This is a genomic window from Flavobacterium sp. KACC 22758, assembly GCF_028736135.1.
Classification (GTDB): domain Bacteria; phylum Bacteroidota; class Bacteroidia; order Flavobacteriales; family Flavobacteriaceae; genus Flavobacterium; species Flavobacterium johnsoniae.
This window is the reverse complement of the sequence record NZ_CP117878.1, coordinates 2,274,003-2,294,916: the sequence shown is the minus strand read 5'-3', so window position 1 is coordinate 2,294,916 and position 20,914 is coordinate 2,274,003. Positions and strand designations below refer to the sequence as shown.

The window sequence follows — 20,914 nt, the reverse complement described above, 5'->3', positions numbered from 1 at the left end:
ATTTCCTCTTATACAAATAACACCATCAAAACTGCCTGTAAACTATTTTAAAGAAATATAAAAGCACAAAAAACCTGATGATAAACAAAGTATCATCAGGTTAGAAATATTTTTAGGAAGGAAATGCGCTTGAAGTATTAAAAGCAGTGATACCTTTAATAGGATAAATTCTAAAAGAATAAATATTTGAATTTGTAACACAGTACAAACTCTAAACAAATGAAGCTGATATAATATAGCATTATCAGGAAAAGATATTATTTCTTTAAATCCTGATAACCAAGAGAGTCTATTTCACCAATACGCTTATAGTGTTAGTTAGGTTTTCTTTTATGATAAAGTCCTGAATGAATTCTTTAACCTCGTGACTGGCTTCAACTTTAGTTTCAAATGAATTAATATGAAACTCATCATCCTGATCGCTGATGTGGATAATTTCGGTATAACCTTTAGATATTAAAGTCCCTTTTAGTTTAATTATGTTTGACTGCTGCTTGCCGTCCAGCTCTTTGCGAACTTGTAGTTTTATAGCTCTTTCCATTTGTAAATATTTTTAAATAGTTAACTCTCATTCAATTATTAAATTTATAATAATTAGTAATTCGAAAAAATAATTTAACACACCCCACAACCTATTATTTATCAACACCTTATGAACATTTCTCAAAACTGCCCAAAATAAAGGATCGAACTATGTCTTTACTAATTAAAACATCATTATAATTAAATAAACAATCCCAAAAATGCTATAAGACTCCCTGCCAGATATATGATTATTTTTGAATTGAAACTTATATACGATAAATCAATTAAAACAGATTTTATATGACAGCAGATACTAACCGATTTTATAATCAGGACGATTATAATTTCACAGATGATAATCAGAGTTATGTTGACCAATATCAACAGGAACATATGGGCGACGAAAATTTAGAACAGGAAAAATTATTAAATCAGGATCAGAATTATCTGGATAACGAATTCTCGAATGCGCTTGACAGAGATGAAGATGATGAAATCGAACCGGAATATGACGAAGACGGTCTGGAAGAAGATGGTCTGGAAGAAGATGACTGGGACGAAGACGACGATTTAGATGAAAGCGATCTCGACGATGATCTGGTTGAAGATTATGATGAAAATGACCGCGAGATCGAAAGCTTTTCTGATGATGGATATAAAATCGATTAATGAACGTCATTTACACTTCTCAAAAAAAAGCTCCAGCGGAGCAAAATATGTATAGCATAATTTATTCACACCTAGCTACATATTTTGCTCCGCTGGAGCTATTTTATACAATGTAAAATATTAAAATGGCAGTATTTAGTTATTTAAAGCTAGTTTGGTTTTATTAAATTTTCTGTCGTAAACAATTACGAATCCTATCCAGATTACCAAAAGAGCCAGAATTACCATTAATTCTTGTTCGTGAACTCCTTTTACAAAGAAATTGTTCAGCGAATGAACTCCCGCAACGGCAAGAAGTGAACCTGTTTTAGAATATATCTTACCAATTCCCCAGGTTCCGAAGAAAATAACCCCAAGAAAAATTAGGTTTGAAGTTGTCATATCAAGATTTAAATGCCATACAAACCAAAGAATAGCAATAATAGCAATTGAAGTAAACTTTGGAAGCCCTTTTAATTGTTCCTGCAAAAATCCTCTCCAGCCAATTTCTTCTAAAAGTCCATAAACTAAAACGGTAAAAGCAAATACAATTGGGAACTTTCCGTATATAAAATAATATAAGGTTGTAATAGAAAGCGCAGGAAGCAGCCAAAAGACAACAAAAGGCAGAATATAATTGCTGTATATTCCTTTTAAAGACATTGGATTTTGAAGTGAGAATAATTTTATTGCGGCAAAAGCTCCCAGAGCCGGCCCCAGACCTCGAATTAAAATAAATACATAATCATTATGTTCAACTCCCTTAAATAAATCTGTTTTAACAGCTATAAATCTGCATATAACAGCGATGATGTAAAAAACTGCAATTGCTCCGTAGTTAATTTTTGGTTTCATAAGTTATCTTTTGATTAGGTTGAGACAAACTTAGTAATAGGAAACAAAAATAAAATTGACTTTGGGTAAGAAATTACTTCTCAGTAATTCTTTTTCGAATGCGGCTTAAACTTTCTGCTGTTAATCCTAAATACGAGGCAATTATCTTTAAAGGAGTGCGCTGAAAAATTTCTGGTCTGGATTCTATCAGTTTTAAATAACGATCCTGTGGCGTAAGCGTTAAAAGATCAATTTGCTGCTGTTGTTTTTGTATGTACAGCATTTCTGAAACTGCTTTTCCTACCCTCAAACCAGCTTGAGACCGACTGTAAAGTTCTTTTAGGTCTTCATGATGAATTGACCATAAAGTAAGATCTTCCAAAGCTTCAACTTTAATAACAGAAGGTTTTTGATTTAAAAAAGAAAGATAATCACTTATAAAAGACCTTTCATAAAGCAGGTTAATGCAGATATCCCTGTTCCCGTCCCACACAAACAATCCGGCAGAACCTTTAATTATTATATTCAAAAACTTTTCGACCTGATTGTATTCCTTTATAATCTGAGATTTTTTAAATCTTCTGACTTCTATCTTATTAGAAAATCCGTCCCAGATATTGGTATCTGAGGCGTAATATGAATCAAAAATCTTTTTTACATCTTCTGGAGAAGGATTTTGGGGCATGGTTTAGAAATTTCGATTTACAAAAACCAAATTACAAAACAAATTTTAGTAAAATCTTTAAAAAGCCTTTTTTTCTTCATCTTTTTTTGAAAAAATTAAGAAATCCATACTTCACAAATGACTATCTTTGGCCATCAATTATGAGCCCTTTTTAAACAAAACAAATTTATAATCTTCGAATTCAGTCGATGAAAAACACTAAGTTCACTTGTATAATTTTATTATTCCTGCTTCTCTTTATTAAGAGTACGGAATCTAATAAATATCATGCTGAACAAGACGTGTGCAAAAATCTCTGCGAACTTACTACGTCAGATATTCCGCAGTTTTCATCTACGGATATGCACAACAAAGAAATCCAGATTCATTATGTTGTAAAAAAGAAGATGAAGTTTAGAGCAACGACTCTGGACAGCAGTACCTTAAGACCGCCTTATTACAGCAATCTGATTAAATTCAGAAATTACAAAAGAAGCTTATTTTATGGAATCGCTTCTATATACCAAATTCAGCGTCACACTTACCTGCACCTGTATCAATTATTCTAGTTTTTAGAACCCCGTTTTTATTTTTACAAAAATGCAGTTTTTCAGCTGCAGTAATTTTTTGTGTTCCTAACCAAACACAAAGAAGCGTGTTTTCTATTTGTAAAAATATTAACCCGCTCGAAACAGTCTGAAAAGACAGTATTCGCAGCATTTCCATTTATTTTCTAAACCCAATTAAAAACTCCCTGTAGGCTGTCTATAAGGGAGAGAATCTATTTATTTATTATTATAACAAATTAATCATGAGCATTAAAAACAATTCATTTTTCATCTCTATTTTATCACTGTTCGTTCTGGTCTCGTGCGGTGATAAAGCCAAAAAAAATTCAGATAAAATCAAAACACTGCCCGTTTATAAGGTAACTTTGAGAGATACCGTGGTTTCTAACCGATTTGTTGCCGATGTGCACGCCAAAAACAATGTCGAAATTCACGCTCGTATTCCCGGATTACTCGATAAAGTATATGTAAGCGAAGGACAAAAAGTAAAAAAAGGACAAGTCCTGTTTAAAATAAGTGATGTAGAACTTCAAATACAACTTTTAAAAGCCGAAGCTGTTTATAAAAGCAGTATGGCCGATTTAAGAATCGCAACCGTTGAACTGGAACAAGCCCAGACCCTTTTTAATAAAAAAGTAATTGCCGATAAGGAATTAGAATTATCTAAAGCAAAACATGATGCGGCTTCTGCTAAAGTGGCTCACGCATCTGCAGAAAGAAAAGCGATCAATCAGCAGATTAGTTTTACCACAATCCGTGCTCCATTTGACGGAACGGTTGACCGAATTCCGTTTAAAGAAGGAAGTCTGGTAGAAAACGGTTCTCTTTTAACCAACGTTTCACAGCTCGATTATATTTATGCTTATTTCTCAATTCCTGAAAATATTTATTTCCAGATGATGACAGACAAAAGCCTGAATACTCATGAAGATATTCAACTGGTTCTGCCAAACGGAATTGTCTATAACCAAAAAGGAGAACTTAGAACCGCCGACGGAGATATCGACCGACAAACCGGTTCTATTCAATATAAAGCAAAATTTGAAAATCCACAGGGATTTATCAAACACGGAACATCTGGAAAACTTATTATTTCAGAACCCAAAACCAATGCGATTATAATTCCGCAAAAAGCAGTTTTTTCTATTCAGGACAAACAATTCGTATTTCTGGTAAATAAGGAAGGCAAAGTAAAAATGACCAACGTTACTATTGGAAGTACTCTTGATGATGTATACATTCTAAACAAAGGTTTAAAAAACAACGATTTAATTGTTCAGGAAGGCATTCAGTCTTTACGTGACGGCGATAAAATCAATATTAAAGAAACCCAGAACGTAAGCCTGTAATTATACATTATTAAAAAGATTTCGAAATGATAGAAATGTTTATCAAAAGAAAAATATTATCATTAATCATCTCGGTTATGATAGTACTTTTAGGATTACTGGCTTTGTTCCAGCTTCCTATTACACAATTTCCGGATATTGTGCCTCCGTCTGTAACGGTTACGGCAAAATATACCGGAGCTAATGCAGAGGTTTCTGCCAATGCCGTAGCGCTTCCGTTAGAACGAGCCATAAACGGTGTTCCGGGAATGACGTATATGTCTACTGTAACTTCAAACGACGGTTTAACACTGATTCAGGTTTTCTTTGAAGTAGGAACCGATCCTGATTTGGCAGCTGTAAACGTTCAGAACCGTGTAACAACAATACTTGACGAACTTCCCGAAGAAGTTATTCGTGCCGGAGTTACCACAGAAAAGGAGGTAAACAGTATGCTGATGTACCTGAATATTACAAGTACAGATAAAACTCAGGATGAACAGTTTATCTTTAACTTTACGGATATTAATATTCTTCAGGAATTAAAACGTATTGATGGTGTCGGCCGAGCTGAAATTATGGGTCAGAAAGAATATTCGATGCGTGTCTGGCTGGATCCGCAAAAAATGCTTTCATATAATATATCGGCAAATGAAGTCATCAATTCCCTTCAAAAACAAAACATTTCTGCCGCTCCGGGTAAAGTAGGTGAAGGATCCGGACAGCTTGATAATCAGTTACAATATGTAATTAAGTACGGCGGAAAATTCTTTGAACCGAAACAGTATGAGGAAATTCCGCTGAGAGCCAATCCAGACGGAACTATTCTGCGTTTAAAAGATATTTCGAACATTGAATTTGGTTCGATGAGTTACGGAATGGTTTCTAAAACCGATGGAAAACCTTCGGCATCCATTATGTTGAAACAGCGTCCGGGTTCTAATGCATCAGAAGTTATTGCCAGTGTAAAAGAAAAAATGGCAGAACTAAAAGGAACTTCTTTTCCTCCGGGAATGGATTACAACATTGCGTATGATGTTTCGCGTTTTCTTGACGCTTCTATCGACGAGGTTTTAAGAACGCTGATCGAAGCTTTTATTCTGGTTGCATTTGTGGTTTTTATCTTCCTGCAAGACTGGCGTTCGACTTTAATTCCGGTTTTAGCCGTTCCTGTTGCCTTAATTGGTTCGTTTACATTTATGTCGATGATGGGATTCTCGATCAACCTGTTAACGCTTTTTGCTTTGGTTCTTTCTATCGGAATTGTGGTTGATAACGCAATTGTCGTCGTCGAGGCCGTTCACGTAAAAATTTCCGAAGAACACATGGAACCTCTGCCCGCCACAATCAGCGCGATGAAAGAAATTACCGGAGCTGTAATTGCCATTACTATTGTTATGGCAGCTGTATTTATTCCTGTTGCATTTTTGAGCGGTCCGGTTGGGGTTTTCTACAGACAATTCTCGTTAACCATGGCAATTAGTATTGTAATTTCGGGAATCAACGCCCTTACGCTTACTCCTGCTTTATGTGCGATCATGCTGAAAGCACATGATCCGAGCAAAGAAAAAAAATCTTTACTGGATAAATTTTTCCACCGATTCAATAAATGGTTTGATAATGTAACTTCTAAATACATTAAAGTATTAGTAAAATTTGCCGATCGTACTTCGATTACGGTTGGATTATTGGTTTTATTCTGCTTATTTACGTGGGGAACGAGCAAGTTTCTTCCTTCCGGATTTATTCCGTCTGAAGATCAGGGAATGGTATATGTAAACGTAACTACGCCTCAGGGAGCAACGGTAGAACGTACTGAAAAGGCATTAGACGAAGTAACGCGTCTTGCTAAAGAAATTAATGGTGTTGACAACGTAACTACACTTGCGGGATACAGTATTGTAACTGAAATCGCCGGAGCTTCTTACGGAATGGGAATGATCAACTTGAAGGACTGGAAAGAACGTGATATTTCGGTAAACGAATTTATCGCCAAACTAACTGAGAAAACAAGAGGCATTACAGATGCACAAATTGAAATTTTTGCACCGCCAACAGTTCCCGGATTTGGTAATACGAGTGGTTTTGAACTTCGTTTACTCGATAAATCCGGCGGAACTATTAATAATACCGATGAAGTAACTAAAAACTTTATTAAAGAACTTAATGCTTCTCCCGAAATACAAAACTCTTTTACCAGTTTTGATGCTACTTTTCCGCAGTATTTAATTCATATTGATTATGATCTTGCGGCCAAAAAAGGAATTTCTGTAGACAATGCCATGGCAACTTTACAAACCATGTTAGGTTCGTTTTATGCAACCAACTTTATTCGTTTTTCTCAAATGTATAAAGTAATGGTTCAGGCAAGTCCGCAGTTTAGAAAAAATCCCGAAAGTATTCTGGATATGTATTTAAAAAATGATGCAGGCGAAATGGTACCGTTTTCGACTTTTATCAAATTAGAACGTGTTTATGGACCAGAAGTTTTAACACGATACAATATGTATATGTCGGCTATGATTAACGGAGAACCGGCAGAAGGCTACAGTTCTGGAGAAGCTATTGCTGCTGTTGAAAGAATTGCCGAAGAAAAACTCCCTAGCCGATTTGAACTGGAATGGTCGGGAATGACGCGTGAAGAAATTCTCTCCGGAAATCAGACTATTTACATTTTTGCTTTGTGTATTCTGTTTGTGTATTTACTGCTTGCGGCACAGTACGAAAGTTTACTGCTTCCGTTTCCGGTATTATTAAGTCTGCCGGTTGGAGTTTTTGGTTCTTACCTTGCTCTTTTAATGGTTGGTTTAGACAACAATATTTACGCACAGGTCGCACTCGTCATGCTGATTGGTCTGCTCGCCAAAAATGCCATTTTGATTGTAGAGTTTGCGATGGCACAAAACAAGTTAGGACGAGACATTACCGAAGCAGCGATAGAAGGTGCGAGACTTCGTTTCAGACCTATTCTTATGACATCTTTTGCTTTTATTTCAGGATTGATTCCGTTGTGTATTGCCACCGGAGCCGGAGCAGTTGGAAACCGTTCAATTGGTACTGCCGCGGCCGGAGGAATGCTTATAGGAACTGTTTTCGGACTTGTAATCATTCCGGGACTTTATATCCTGTTTGCCAAATTAGAAAAAGCAATGAATAAAAATTAAAACATGAAACAAGAAATAAATAGATATATAATCTTCGGAGGCGTTTTACTGCTTACAGCCTGCTCTGCTCCTAAAATCAACAATAATTTCGCAGCAAAACAACTGCCTGAAAATTTTGATTTGAAAAGAAAAAAAGCAGAAGACAGTCTGCAGGATTTTATTCCGCTAAAAACAGAAACGTATTTTAAAGATGCTAAACTGGAAAACCTTTTAAAGAAAGCCATTGCCCAAAATCCTGACTATTTAATTATGCAGGAAAGAATTTTAATTGCCAATTCGCATTTAAAAGCGGCAAAACTGGGGCTTCTTCCTTCTTTGGATTTTGTGGCTGATGCTTCCGGAACGCATTATGGAAAATACACTATGGACGGTGTAGGGAATTTTGATACCAATTTTTCGCAAAATATTAATGAAAAGCAAAGGATAAACGAAGATGTAACCCCTAACCTATTTTTAGGCGGGAAAGTTTCGTGGGAAGCTGATATTTGGGGAAAACTGAGCAATCGAAAAAAAGCGGCTCGTGAACGTTTCTTTGCTTCTCAGGAAGGAATGCGTTTACTGCAAACCCGATTGTTAAGCGATATAGCTGATTTGTATTATAAACTGATTGCTTTAGACAAACAGGCCGAGATTTACGATAAAAACCTTAAAACACAGCAAAAGGCGCTTGATATTATTTCGGCACAACGATCTGTGGGAAAGGCAACCGAATTGGCTGTACAGCAGTTTAATGCACAGAATAATAATATTTTAGCCGAAGCCGAGCAATTGAATTTAAGCATTGATCAAACTGAAAAAGCTTTATTAAATCTTTTAGGAGAATATGGCGGAAAAATCGACAGAAGTTCTGATTTTCTTTCTGGTCATCTTGAGGTGTTAAATCAAAAAATAAGCGTAGATTCGATTATTCATAAAAGACCCGATGTATCTGAAGCGTATCATGAACTTCGTGCCTCAAATGCCGATGCTAAGGCTGCACGTGCTGCCTTTTTCCCGACTTTAAACTTGGGAGGTTATGCCGGATTTAACTCGTTTTCTTTTTCAACTTTTTTTGATAACGGATCGTTTGCCTGGCAGTTGCTTGGCGGATTAACGGCTCCGGTTTTTAATAAGGGACAAATAAAACAGGAATTTTTTGTATCTAATAAAAGACAGCAGATTTCGTTTCTGCAATATCAAAATACAATTACAACAGCTTACAATGAGCTGAGTGCTTTACTGCACAGGACAGAATCTTTTGTTGATGTTTTGAAATATAAATCGAAGGAAATTGAACATCTGGAAATTGCTGTAAACGTTTCAAATGATTTGTATTTGAGCGGTTATGCCAATTATCTGGAAATTATTAATGCCCAAAAAAACAAACTGCAGGCCGAACTTGACTTTGTCGACATTCAATTAAAAAATGCAGAGTCACAGGTTTTATTGTACAAGGCTTTAGGAGGAGGAATTAACTAATCTTGAAGCAGCTACTGGTCGTAAACTTTTGAATTAGTACTTAAAAACTGCAGTTATAAATCCCACCCGTTTTAACGGATGGGATTTTTTTATTTTTAAGAGTTATTTTGAAGATAGCTCGTTTACATTCAATTTCAAAATACTGCCATACGCAACAGCCGCTTTGTGAACCTGAACAGTCCAGTCTTCAGCAGCATTATCATCGGCTCCGTCAGATATATATTTTAAACATAAAAACGGAATATTCTCTTTCATGGCAATCATAGCCAATGCATACGACTCCATATCTACAACATCATAAATTGTTTCAGAATGTTTCATTTCAAAACTATCTCCCGTACCGCAGATTCCTATTGGGAGATCCTCCATTTCTAAACCGTATTCTAAAACAGGCGGTAAACCAGATAACGGCGTTTCATACAATTCAAAACCCAATCCGCGTACGTCCATATCTCTCTGAACAAATTTGGTACAGCAAACCACGTCGCCTTTTTTAAAGCGTGTACTTCCCGCCGAACCAAGATTGACAATTAATGAAGGTTTATGTACTTGTATGGCTTTCGTTAATTCGTAAGCAGCATTGACTTTTCCAATTCCGGTTATAAGCGCTGTATGGTCTTTAAAAACTTCTGCAGCTTCAGAAGCTAATGCAAAAGTGAAAAGAACTTCTTTGAATGGGTATGTATGTTTTTCGTTAATTTTTATCATAAAAATTAGAAGTGTTTTTTTATGATGCAAATATCGGGGATTATCTACTTATAATTTTACCCTTTTACAACTCAAATCCAAAAGTAAATCTTTAAAACAGCCATAAAAATCACTAAACTTTTACTGAAGAAGATTGTACTGCAGTTGAGCCTTTTCAATATTCTTGCCGTACTTCTTATTCCTAGACCTTGTTTGATTAATTGAATAATCTTCTGATTTGTATCATTTCTATATGCTCGATAAACATAATTTCCAACTCTGGTTTTTCCGCATGTTATGCAAATATATCTTTGGCTGCCAGACTTTGTTTTTCCATATTTTATCATCTTTTGAATATCACCAACACATCTGTAACACCTAGTCTGGTTTAAGCTCATTTTTTTCGATTTAAGGCATTATAAAATAAAAAAACAGCCCAAAGGCTGTTTTAATTTTTATGCGATATTAATATAAATATCTGGTTTTCTGTAAATGTTAAATGCAATAATTAACCACCAACACATCTGATACATTACCAAATAAAATGGAAAATGGAGATTGAATTTCGAAACTATATCGATCAAAAAAAAGGACAAACAATGCTCATCCTTTTTAGTATCTACATTATACGCTCTCTATCTAAAGTTTATTTAAGCTTTAATTTAAATTCATTTGGAATAGGGACAGTATTATTATCATTAATTCTTTTATATACATATTCATCTTTACGGTTTCCTTTAAGTAATACACTTGTTAACTGAAGATCTGACGTATGAAACCAAATATTATCATTTTTATCAATATATAAAACCCATCTGCTATTGTTGCTAAAACTATGGTTAATTTCTTGTTGATAGATAATATTATTCTTTAGATCAGCAATTCCGTAAATTAAGCTTCCATCTTTAAATTCTTTAACAATTATTTTTATTGTTTTGTGATAATAATTTCCAGGCTCAGATATAAACTCATTATTTTTTATAAATCGGTCATTATCATTTTTACAGCATGAGCATATAAAAACTAATAATACTAACAGTAATTTTTTCATTTCCTACGTTTTTTAAGATTATTGTCCTGTAACTATTGTTCCAGTAACATTGCCATTTTTTATATCTGCACCCGACACAGTTATTGTTTGTTTCCATTTTATTGCTACATTATAATCTACTGGAGAGTACACTTTATTTAAAGCATTATTAAGCGCTGAATCCAAAGGATAACTATGATTTGGGTCAATTGTATCAAACCATTTTAAATTAAAGTTAAAGGTATAGCTGTCAGTCTTTTTATCATATTTCCCAACAACTCCGTAACTAAAAAAATTTGTACCATGTAACATTTGATAACCTGTAAAGTAACCATCTTCAATGTCAACATGATAATTTCCTGATTCGACAAATGTTTTTTTCTTTTTATCAATAGACATTCCGCTAGCAATTTCGAAAGCATTCCTTATTATCTCATCATTCAGTATCTCATTTTCCTTCATATAATCTTGCCACGCCTCATTGTCTAAAACCAAGTCTCTTCCAGATCCAGACAACCAATGACTTAACAATTCTTGCCCTCGAGCATCAAAAAGAATACTACCGCTACCTGCCCTGCTACGATTTCTATCTCTTTGTCTCGCTCCTCTTCTTCCCGGATCAATTTCATTATTATTTTGACCATCACTATTTCCTCCAGAATTAACGTAGGACAAAGCATCTTCAAATGAAACTTCATTACCATTAATTACATATTTACCTGTATTGCTGTTATATACAGAATCTGCTCCACTTGGGTCAGAAAAAATAGCAGGATTGTTATCAAAAGCAACATATGGGGATACACTCAAATGTACTACTGGATCTTGAACAACCCACCTTCCAATTGCAGGATCATATTGTCGCATGTCCATTGCGTACATCCCAAGCCCCCAGCTCGTCTTGAAGTTCCTTGCCATTGTACTTATACTTATAAGGGTTTGCGACTATTTTTACAAGTTTTTACCTATTAAATACAATAATTTTAAGAACATTATTTTGCAGGATAAACTTACTGTTTTACTGCTTAAATCCAAAAATAAATCTTTAAAACAGCATTAAAAACAGCCAAACTTCTGCTAAAACAGATTGTACGTCTGTTGAGTCTTTTTAGATGGGTTCTGAGCGTCAAATTCTTTCTTTCAATATGGTTTGTTCCAAAACGCTTTACAGAATGCAGCTTCTCGTCAATCAGATATCTGTAGTTTTTAAGTCTGTCCGTAAATATCTTTTTTGCTTCTGCCAATTTCAAAGTTTCCAAAACGCGATTCAGAGTTTTATTAGTTCGTTTGCCTACATTAAAACTTACAACAGTTCTAGAATTCTTTTCCAATGCATAAACCAGCCAGATATAATTTTTCTTGTGTCTGATATAAGTGCAAAGTTCATCGACTTCATAAGTTTTACCTTTGCTGATAATTGGCTTGGTAATGTTTCTGGCAATTGAAACAATTCTTTTTAGTAATGTTGTAGCTGATATTTTCAATATTCTTGCCGTGCTTCTTATTCCTAATCCTTCTCTGGTGAACAGCACTATTTCCTGATTGATATCCTTTTTGTAAGCGTTGTAGCTATATTCAATCTGCTGTCTTTTTTTACAAACACAACATTTATAACGCTGATTTCCGTTAGATTGTAATCCATTTTTTATGCATTTACCATTGCAAAAATTACATTTTATTTTCATGACCTAATTTGAAACACTAAGGTAAGCTAAAAGCATTTTAAGGATTATTAAAAGACAAAAAATGAAAGAGACGACCTGATGGTCGTCTCTTTTTCTATTCAATAATTTAATTGTAATATTCTTTTTCAGTTAGTTACATGGATATATTATCAAAACACCTAATCTGAAACACTACCTAAAAACACCTAATCTGTAACATTACCAATAATTATCCTCTATTTTCCAAATACAATAAATAAATTGAAAAAATAAAATTGCAAATAATGAATAATACTATTCCGAAAAATATGAAACTACCTTTTTTATTTACTGTTGCTGGAAGTTCCTCAAATTGATTATTGAACTTTTTCCAAGAAACATTATTTGTGAAAATTAAATAATTAAATAATGCAATAACTACAGCAATAACTACATAGGTAACTTTAGAAAAATCTAGACTACTATCAATAAAAATATTATAATAATTAAGTAGAGAAGCTACTAACCAAAGTTCTAAAGCAATTATTGCTAAGGTGGTTTTAAAATCAGTTAAAAATTTACCTCCTGACTTTTCTGATGTATAATTAATTAATTTATACATCTTGTAATAAAAATAATAATAAGCTTTTTTTAATAACATATTTTTAAAATTTTAAAGCAGAGCCATTTAAAAGTGAATGTCCTGTCATTTTCATTTCTTGGTCTTCCGTCCTTTTTACTGTATTTGAAGCTCCTTCAAATCCACCTGGATAAAAGACGTCAATACCAGTGTAGACCGCTGAAGCAATTACTCCAGGAGGACCTCCCATCAATCCCCATGCTCCCATACCTGTATTAAGACTTGCTTTAGCAGGATGCACAGCATTTGGCGATTTTGGATTTTTTGCCCATTGAGTAACTCCATAGATATCACTCGCCACACCGATTCCAAATCCAATTTGTCCAATACCTTTACCAATTTTACCAAAATTGTATGTTGTAATACTAGCACGACTTCCTCCAGCCCATGCACTTTGGTAATATTTTAAACTAAGTTGACTTCCATTATAAACGCCATTGGTAATTCGAAAAGAACCATTTATTTGTTCAATACCTGTTGCACCATATCCCGCAATCGCATTAACTTGTCCAATCGTTGACATTGTGTTACTTGGCTCTGGAGCTGATACTAATGCTGATTCTTGAACTCCATCATTACTAAATTTTTCATTAGAACCTTCCTCTCCTTTAGTATAACTTACATGATTTTTTTTGTCATTTATTGCAAAAGAACCATCATCATTTTTACTAATTGAACCTCTAATATTATGTTCACGCCTATAAGCTCTTGCTTCCTTTCTTGTTTCAAAGAGACCTGTTGGGTCTGTATACATAATTGGGTTGTCAAAGCCAAATCTATATGGAGTTATTGATGGAGCAAATTCTGCAAGTCTATCTATCCCAACAAATCTACCCAAAGCATTATCATATTGACGGTAATCCATTGCTGTCATGTTAAGCCCCAGCTCATCTTGAAGCTCCTTTCCATTGTACTTATACTTATAAGGGTCTGCAAACTTTTTTTTAAAAGAAAAAAACTCCCTTGCAAAACTCTATATAAAGAACGTATTTACGAAGCTAATTTAATAAATAAACAAGCTCTCATTTACCTAAAATCTCTATTGTTTTCTCTTACATGTTTTTAAATTTGATTCCAAATATAAAATATACAAATACATAAAAAGCTATTTTAAGAATGGGAAAAATCATAAGAAAAAAGATAACAGCTCCAAATAAAGTGGCAACTATTGCTACATATTCGTGATTAGTTATTGATTTTTTAATTTCTAAGTAGAAGTGCGAAAGAATTAGAATAAAAAAACTTATGCAACAGGCTAAAAATATAGTACAGCAATAGATCATTACAGGTATAATAACCCAAACAAATATGCCAAACTCTCTAAACGTTTTTATTGTTTTTGGATGAAGAAACATTATACAACAGAAAATCAAACTAATAGAAAACAAAATTCTAAAAAAAACATCTCCCTTTTTTAGTAATCTACCAAATATTTTTTTCATCAAAATCTATGAATATCAGTTCAAAAAGGCTTGAAAGATTTATTATGTAATAATTATATTTAGAATTATTCTGTTTTTATAGCCAAAAATTTCTCTGCAAATTCCTGAGCAATCCTACGATCTTCCATTATTGTAATGTTCTCATCATTATATTGCGCTTTCACAGTCCAGTTATAAGAACCATTAATTACTCTCTCTAAATCTATTACGCAAAATTTATGATGAGTAATATTTCCAAAATATCCCGTTGGCTTTAACCTTATTATTTGAAAATGGCTTTCAAAATCAATTCCACTGCGAGAATTTATATCATCATTTATGATAAGTATCTGCACATTCAATCCCTGCTTCTTTTTTTCGATGAGCTTACTAAATAGTACAGGATCTGTAAACCAAGCTACGGCAATCCATATTGTAAACCTTGCTTTATCTAATTCAGCTAATATTTGTTTCTGAATGTGTTCAAAATGAACTTGGTTTTTAACTTCCTGCTTTACTTCAGCAATATTACCTGTTACCTGATATGCACCTCCAATTAATGATAAATTATATTTTTCTTCATTAATTATCTGATTAATGAAATGTACTGCTTCTTTTGCATCAAGCTCAGATCCGTTAAAATATGCGGGTGAAACAATGAATTCAATAATCTTGGTCAAATTATCTGTTTCATTAATTTCTAAAAGTTTTTTCTCAGCATATTTATTACGGCTTAGCCCATCAGGTAATGATCCATTATAAACTTCCCGACTCCCAAACGAATTAAACAAAGCAACTAAATTACTTCCGCTCTGATATGGTGTTAAACCTAGATCTCCTGAAATAATTTCTTTTAGTTTTTGAATTGAATAAGCTGTTAATTTCATGCTTAAAAGATAAGATTAAGTAAAACAATTGTATAAATATTTTTTAAATTTCTCTCTGCAATTTAGATTCTATTTTTACAAATGCTTTCGTCATTTCACATAAGACGGTAGCCTCTTGAATCGTTATGTTTGGCACATTTAAACTGCCATGACCTGCTAAAGGAGTGGTATTTCTCTTTTTATAAGTATCCAGGATAAAGTCCAAAATGGAATCTGGTAATTTCGAGTCGATTCTATACATATTAAAAATTCTTCCTAATGTTTCGTTTTGAACTGCTTCTGTATTGATGACATACTTAGCCATAGTTTCAAAAATACTAGCACTTGCATGTAATAAATTTGAAAAATCACCGCTTTGTAAAGCAGATTCCATTCTTAAAACAAGCAACCTAATATTTGGATGTTCTGTATCAAAAGTCTCTTCATCAATCTCACTAATTGAGTACACTTTTACCTTCAATTCATGAGATGTTTTCACAAAAACAAAAGTTGCATTTTCCTTTTTAAGAGTTCCATTTAAAAAATCTATATCAAAAATTTCTTTTTCAATTAAATCTCCTGCAAATTCAATAAATTGAATAGTATTAAGTCTGCGGAGTGCGAGAAATAAATTACTGTCGTGCCAAGCATATTCACCATCATGGAAACCTCCATCATCATCTGGCTGAAGAGGATAAATACTTATCCCTAGTATTGTATTTGAAAGATTGATAATAACATTCTTTCTGTGTATGATGGATTCTGCAAATTCTGGTTCTTCAGTCCAATGCATCAAAAAACGAGTTAGAAACGCATAAAATTCTTGAGATAAAACCTCAAATTCAAGTTGCTTTTTATCTGTTTCATTTATGTACGCGGTAAATTTCATTAAATATTTTTTTTTATGTTATTGGTTAAAAACGAATTCTTTTTTTTGCATCTTTCTATTTCATAGATATTTTTTGTTCAAAATATTCTTTGAATATATTGCAAAGTAACTTACAAAGAGTAAACCTTTTTTCAGAGAAAAATATACCCCCGTAAAATCTATGTTTAAAGAAAAAATTGTGTTAACGAAAATATTATTAATCAAGTACAAATCCTAAACATTACAAATAGAAAAACCTGCTTTTTTCATAGCAGGTTTCTTTCGTAATTATGCTTAGTTTTAATTAATTCGAGAAATAATCTGATCTAGAACCTCGGGATGAAATTCTTCATAAACTGTATTGGCACGCACATTATTTTTTTCTTTTGGTCTAGCTATTATAAATTTGTCTGTAGAAATCCACTTAACATTTCTTCCTGTTGATACAAGCCCATTGTTTCGGATAATTATATTGTCTTTTATTACTCCAATCGCTTTAACAGTAATGTCATTTTGTCCAAAGGTTGCTTTGATATATACAATATCTCCAGTTTTTAAAGATGTAAAATACTCTTTTAATTCTGGAGCATCTTTATCGTCCCATCCAACGCCTACTAAATTCTGTGATATAAAATCTCCACTCACATCTTTGTCATAATATGCACCAACTCCGTAAATAGCCATAATCTTTTTTTATAAGTTTTGTTTTTTGTGTTTTTTTCTAATTTCTTCCAATACATCTACAGTAATCCATTTTTTTTCTTCTGTAGAATACCTTAAATATGGAGGATGCTTATATTCAGTATTCTTCATCTGTGCTTTCAGAAAATCTAATGCTTTATCCAAAGATTCTCCAATTACTTCATCACTTAAATTCCCTTTCAGCTCAAAATCAAACTTAGAATTTTTATCAAGTTTTATCTTCAACCCAAAAGTAATTTCTTTTTCTTCTCTGGTAGTTGATGTTAATTTATGGTATTTTTTACCTAAAACTTTACTTCTCGCTAAAATTATAACTTGCTTCATTACATCCCATCCAGCATTAGTTCCAACTCCCTTTAGAAATTCTATCATAATGGGAGAATTTAAAGCAAGAAAAGAAATAAAACTAAAATCTTCTAAACTGGCAGTAACTTTTCCTCCACCATTATATACATCTAATTCAAAATCAGCAATCGATAATTTTTTTGAAATTTCATCTAAATCTGCTTCCTCAAACTCACCGATATGTTTTAAATAAACAACATTGGGATCATCTTTCATATCATTATATTTTTTACTTGACATTTTTTTCATTCAAGAAATATTGCAATTTCTTTTTTTATTAATCATTCCTCTTGCTTAAAGCTTTCAATAGTGTCTCCTATATTTCTTAACTGTTCAAATACAATTTTCAATCTTGGATCAGTGAATATTTTAGATAATGTCTCATAGAATTCTTCTTCCGTTTTACATTTACCGAAATTTATATTTCCGCTTTGATAGGCATAAACTTGTAGAGGATAATCATTTTCTGGATTACTTGATATCTCAATCAACTTATAATTATAGTCATTCCCGTTTTTTGGAAAAATATACAACACATGTTTAACTTTGTCTACTACATTATTTTTCTTTATACTGAATGACATTATCATACTGTAAATATTTGTTTTATCAGTATCCTTGTTTAATGCGTCAGACTGTTTTCGAAGTATATCTAAGGGAGTTACATTTTCACCTTTATTGAAGTCAACATTAGCTTCATTCCAAATATTTCTTATAGGACTCATATTTTAAATTTAAATTTAATAGGCAGATGATCTGAATATCCGACAGAATCAATTTTATTATTGTTATAAAATTGGTGATTAGCAGTATTTGTTATAATCTCCAAATCTTTTTTAGAAAAATTTTTAACTAAAGAATTCTTCATTAATAAACCATCTAACACATTCCAGTGAATCTCATCCACATTATCCTCTCCAATATCTCTAAAATATGTTCCGGGAACTTTTGATTTATTTGTTTTATAAATAAAGTCTCCCATCGTTGACCACATGGGGTTATAATATTTTGTTTTAACTTTAGTTAAACTGTTTATTGTTGGATGAGCTGACAATCCCTCATGACTGTACAATGAAATTTCCTGCGGATTTAAATTAAAATCACCAAATAAAATCGTTTTATCCGTTTTTAATATAGTTTCCTGCTCTTCAATCCATTGCTTCCAACGTTTTATAATCTGTTGCTGGGCATTTACTGTATGATTATATTTACTTGGAAAATGAATTCCAACCAGCAGTATAGTAGTTTTTTTTAGTTTTAATTTAAAAAAAATAAGTCTCTCTTTTATCTGTCTTCTCCTCCCTGCAGTGGCAAACTCTTCTAATTCTTGATCGTTGACAACATTTACATCCACATTTTTAGAAACATATAAACGTATACTTTTTTATCATCTAACATAACCGATCTAAGGCTATTACTGCTTAACTTAACGATATGTGAATCGTTAATAGAACTTTCAATTAATAGTAAAAAGTCAGGCTTTCTTTCAGTATATAATTCAGTCAATGCCCCAAGCATTTTATTACCCTTACCTTTTAAATTCCACATTAAAAATTCAAGATTAACCATTTTACAAATTACTTTTTAATATCAACATTAAGGTTACTGACTTTGTATTATCGTAAAAACAAATTCTTGTCATTTTCTACTCATAATTACATTAAGAAAAATAATACTTTTTCTCTCACGAAAATATATTTACTTTAATTACTTTCCTAATAAATCGTAAAATAATATTTCTTTAAAATGAAAAAGCCCTCATTAATGAGGGCTTTAATTTTATTTATTTCATTCTTTTCATTTAATAGGCGTAGATATCGTCTAAGTCATGTATGACAAATTCTGGTTTATATGCTTTATCTATCGGGTTGTCAAAAAGTAAAAATGCAGGGATACTTAATGGTTTTACATGATCTAAGTCTTGTGAATTTTTTAGATTCACTTCTCTTATTTCCATCAATAATCTACCTAATGCATTCTTTCCTTTTAGCTCATCTTTATTTACAGGCATTGCTCCCCATGTATTGTCTTTAGTTGAAAACTCAACAATCGTACTGTTTCCTGTACTTAAGAGAACCTCAGAAAATTTATCGAAATTCTGTATAAGTTTTATCTGTAAACACCAGCGCATTACATCAAACTTTACGGTCTCCCAATCCTGTCTGGTAAATTGATTATACTTTCTACTTATCTCTTTAGCATCCATTGGATTCGTCTGGGAAATGATTTCTTCCTGAATCATGGGAAATAAGGGAAACCTGCATGCCTGATATAGAATTTCAGAATTTGCAATATTAGTTTCATTGACAAATAAAGAATAGCCAGGAGCCATATTCGAAAGACCTCCAAATCTGCCAGTAGTTTTACTAAAAGTAATTACTTCATTCTTGTCGTATATTCTTTCACTAATTTTCATAATACAAATTAAAACAATTTTATTAAACTAACCTCTATTTGCAACAGGAAATAATGGAATCCACTCATGACCAGCTACTCCCCACCAAAACACCAGAGGACTATTATTAGGAATATTTCTCCATGTAAAAAAATGTGTTCCAAGTCCAAACGTCTTATAATTTGGATTTATTAATCCTAACGGTCTTATGTTAGGTTTTATTTCACTTTGAATCATTTCGATGATTGTTAATCCTTTTTGCAATATTATATTTTCATACTTAACTCTATTTTTAGCAGATGTGAAAAAGCTTTCTACAGCAGGCTGACTAGGCTTCCTATAAGCGTAATCCTCATACTTAGGTGCTTCTAAATTTGCCAAGTATGATTTCACATTGGTCGGCTGATCATCAGTTGGAAAAGCAACATTCAAAGATTGGTTATTCCATTTAGCATGATTTTCAATCAAATAATCATAGTGCCAAAATATTTTTTTATCAATCTTATCATCAAATTCTTTTCTAAGTCTAAATTTTTGAAAAGAGTGTCCCCAATTATGTATACAAAATAAATTTATAGATAATCTATAATTATCATTCAAAACATTTTCAACATTACTAATTCCATCCGAATTAACTTCTTTCAACCATTTAACCATATGATTTCCGATTGTACTGCCTGATGCTAAAATGTCATCCAAATACACAAAATTAATTTTAGGATAGGTTTTATATTTCAAATACGATTCGCCATATTTTTCATTCAACAATATTTCGAGTATGTTTAAAATTGCAGGCTGGCTCTTATAAGGTAACTGCATATCAAGAAATTCGGTATCAATTAAAAGCTGAGTGATATTGGAATATCTAAAATCTTTCAACAATTTTCGAATATGTGAGTCAATGTATTCTTTAGCTTTTTCTTTTGATATATAAACCTGAGGAATTATTTCACTGATTTCATTAAGTACAAATTCAGCATCTTCTCCAAATTGTTTTCCCCAATTGATAATATGATCACTGTCTAAAATAATTCCATCATCATTTCTATAATCTTTAATAGTTTCTAATATCTTATCCGCAATTTCTTTCATCAATCTAATTTGGTTAATTTTGGTTGTTCCCAAAA

At 32.6% G+C, this 20,914-nt stretch carries 21 protein-coding genes and 2 pseudogenes; 5 read left to right on the top strand and 18 right to left on the bottom strand.

Annotated features, from left to right (window positions below; all coding sequences use genetic code 11):
* Positions 1-289: 289 nt before the first annotated feature.
* On the bottom strand, positions 290-541 hold the full coding sequence (locus PQ462_RS09890) for a hypothetical protein (RefSeq protein ID WP_012025219.1): 252 nt from the start codon (positions 539-541) through the stop codon (positions 290-292).
* A gap of 284 nt (positions 542-825) precedes the next feature.
* Here PQ462_RS09890 and PQ462_RS09885 point away from each other — a divergent pair, with 284 nt between their 5' ends.
* Positions 826-1,194: a hypothetical protein gene (locus PQ462_RS09885; RefSeq protein WP_121361442.1), complete on the top strand. Its 369-nt coding sequence runs from the start codon at positions 826-828 to the stop codon at positions 1,192-1,194.
* 135 nt (positions 1,195-1,329) lie between these two features.
* On the opposite strand, the gene PQ462_RS09880 is transcribed toward PQ462_RS09885, so the two are convergent.
* Positions 1,330-2,028 carry a CPBP family intramembrane glutamic endopeptidase gene (locus PQ462_RS09880; RefSeq protein ID WP_149207563.1) on the bottom strand — a complete coding sequence of 233 codons (699 nt, stop codon included), beginning with the start codon at positions 2,026-2,028 and terminating at the stop codon, positions 1,330-1,332.
* A 73-nt stretch (positions 2,029-2,101) separates the two neighbouring features.
* Positions 2,102-2,692: a Crp/Fnr family transcriptional regulator gene (locus tag PQ462_RS09875; protein WP_073409453.1), complete on the bottom strand. Its 591-nt coding sequence runs from the start codon at positions 2,690-2,692 to the stop codon at positions 2,102-2,104.
* 188 nt (positions 2,693-2,880) lie between these two features.
* Here PQ462_RS09875 and PQ462_RS09870 point away from each other — a divergent pair, with 188 nt between their 5' ends.
* From PQ462_RS09870 to PQ462_RS09855, 4 genes are all read left to right on the top strand, one after another.
* Complete coding sequence (locus tag PQ462_RS09870; RefSeq protein WP_012025222.1) at positions 2,881-3,240, top strand: hypothetical protein; 360 nt, start codon at positions 2,881-2,883, stop codon at positions 3,238-3,240.
* A gap of 242 nt (positions 3,241-3,482) precedes the next feature.
* Positions 3,483-4,589: an efflux RND transporter periplasmic adaptor subunit gene (locus PQ462_RS09865; RefSeq protein WP_012025223.1), complete on the top strand. Its 1,107-nt coding sequence runs from the start codon at positions 3,483-3,485 to the stop codon at positions 4,587-4,589.
* Positions 4,590-4,615: 26 nt separating this feature from the next.
* Positions 4,616-7,732, top strand: coding sequence for an efflux RND transporter permease subunit (locus tag PQ462_RS09860; protein WP_012025224.1), 3,117 nt, complete (start codon positions 4,616-4,618; stop codon positions 7,730-7,732).
* 3 nt (positions 7,733-7,735) lie between these two features.
* Positions 7,736-9,190 carry a TolC family protein gene (locus PQ462_RS09855; protein ID WP_274253325.1) on the top strand — a complete coding sequence of 485 codons (1,455 nt, stop codon included), beginning with the start codon at positions 7,736-7,738 and terminating at the stop codon, positions 9,188-9,190.
* A 102-nt stretch (positions 9,191-9,292) separates the two neighbouring features.
* Here PQ462_RS09855 and PQ462_RS09850 read toward each other — a convergent pair whose 3' ends face one another.
* From PQ462_RS09850 to PQ462_RS09785, 15 genes and pseudogenes are all read right to left on the bottom strand, one after another.
* Positions 9,293-9,898 carry a 5'-methylthioadenosine/S-adenosylhomocysteine nucleosidase family protein gene (locus PQ462_RS09850; protein WP_274253324.1) on the bottom strand — a complete coding sequence of 202 codons (606 nt, stop codon included), beginning with the start codon at positions 9,896-9,898 and terminating at the stop codon, positions 9,293-9,295.
* A 152-nt stretch (positions 9,899-10,050) separates the two neighbouring features.
* Positions 10,051-10,275: pseudogene (locus PQ462_RS24035) on the bottom strand (IS1/IS1595 family N-terminal zinc-binding domain-containing protein); the annotation flags it as partial.
* Positions 10,276-10,523: 248 nt separating this feature from the next.
* Complete coding sequence (locus tag PQ462_RS09845; protein ID WP_274253323.1) at positions 10,524-10,928, bottom strand: hypothetical protein; 405 nt, start codon at positions 10,926-10,928, stop codon at positions 10,524-10,526.
* An 18-nt stretch (positions 10,929-10,946) separates the two neighbouring features.
* Positions 10,947-11,825, bottom strand: coding sequence for an RHS repeat-associated core domain-containing protein (locus PQ462_RS09840; RefSeq protein ID WP_274253322.1), 879 nt, complete (start codon positions 11,823-11,825; stop codon positions 10,947-10,949).
* A gap of 107 nt (positions 11,826-11,932) precedes the next feature.
* Positions 11,933-12,592, bottom strand: coding sequence for an IS1 family transposase (locus PQ462_RS09835; RefSeq protein ID WP_274253321.1), 660 nt, complete (start codon positions 12,590-12,592; stop codon positions 11,933-11,935).
* A 208-nt stretch (positions 12,593-12,800) separates the two neighbouring features.
* Entirely contained in the window at positions 12,801-13,211 is a 411-nt protein-coding gene (locus PQ462_RS09830) for a hypothetical protein (RefSeq protein ID WP_274253320.1), read from the bottom strand.
* 4 nt (positions 13,212-13,215) lie between these two features.
* Positions 13,216-14,106, bottom strand: a pseudogene (locus PQ462_RS09825) (RHS repeat-associated core domain-containing protein); the annotation flags it as partial.
* 591 nt (positions 14,107-14,697) lie between these two features.
* Positions 14,698-15,498, bottom strand: a complete 801-nt coding sequence (locus PQ462_RS09820; RefSeq protein WP_274253319.1) for a phospholipase D-like domain-containing protein — start codon at positions 15,496-15,498, stop codon at positions 14,698-14,700.
* Positions 15,499-15,541: 43 nt separating this feature from the next.
* Positions 15,542-16,366 (bottom strand): hypothetical protein, encoded by an 825-nt coding sequence (locus PQ462_RS09815; protein WP_274253318.1) that lies wholly within the window; start codon positions 16,364-16,366, stop codon positions 15,542-15,544.
* A gap of 279 nt (positions 16,367-16,645) precedes the next feature.
* Complete coding sequence (locus PQ462_RS09810) at positions 16,646-17,029, bottom strand: hypothetical protein (protein WP_274253317.1); 384 nt, start codon at positions 17,027-17,029, stop codon at positions 16,646-16,648.
* A 9-nt stretch (positions 17,030-17,038) separates the two neighbouring features.
* A complete protein-coding gene (locus PQ462_RS09805; protein ID WP_274253316.1) occupies positions 17,039-17,608 on the bottom strand; it encodes a hypothetical protein in 570 nt (189 codons plus the stop codon).
* Between the two features lie 65 nt (positions 17,609-17,673).
* Positions 17,674-18,117, bottom strand: a complete 444-nt coding sequence (locus PQ462_RS09800; RefSeq protein WP_274253315.1) for a hypothetical protein — start codon at positions 18,115-18,117, stop codon at positions 17,674-17,676.
* Positions 18,114-18,746, bottom strand: coding sequence for a hypothetical protein (locus tag PQ462_RS09795; protein ID WP_274253314.1), 633 nt, complete (start codon positions 18,744-18,746; stop codon positions 18,114-18,116). Before PQ462_RS09795 ends, PQ462_RS09800 begins: the two co-directional genes overlap by 4 nt.
* Before the next feature lie 447 nt (positions 18,747-19,193).
* A complete protein-coding gene (locus PQ462_RS09790) occupies positions 19,194-19,808 on the bottom strand; it encodes an NADAR family protein (protein ID WP_274253313.1) in 615 nt (204 codons plus the stop codon).
* 27 nt (positions 19,809-19,835) lie between these two features.
* The gene (locus PQ462_RS09785; protein WP_274253312.1) at positions 19,836-20,912 is read right to left on the bottom strand and encodes a phosphoribosyltransferase-like protein; all 1,077 of its coding nucleotides are present in this window, start codon (positions 20,910-20,912) and stop codon (positions 19,836-19,838) included.
* Between the last annotated feature and the right edge of the window lie 2 nt (positions 20,913-20,914).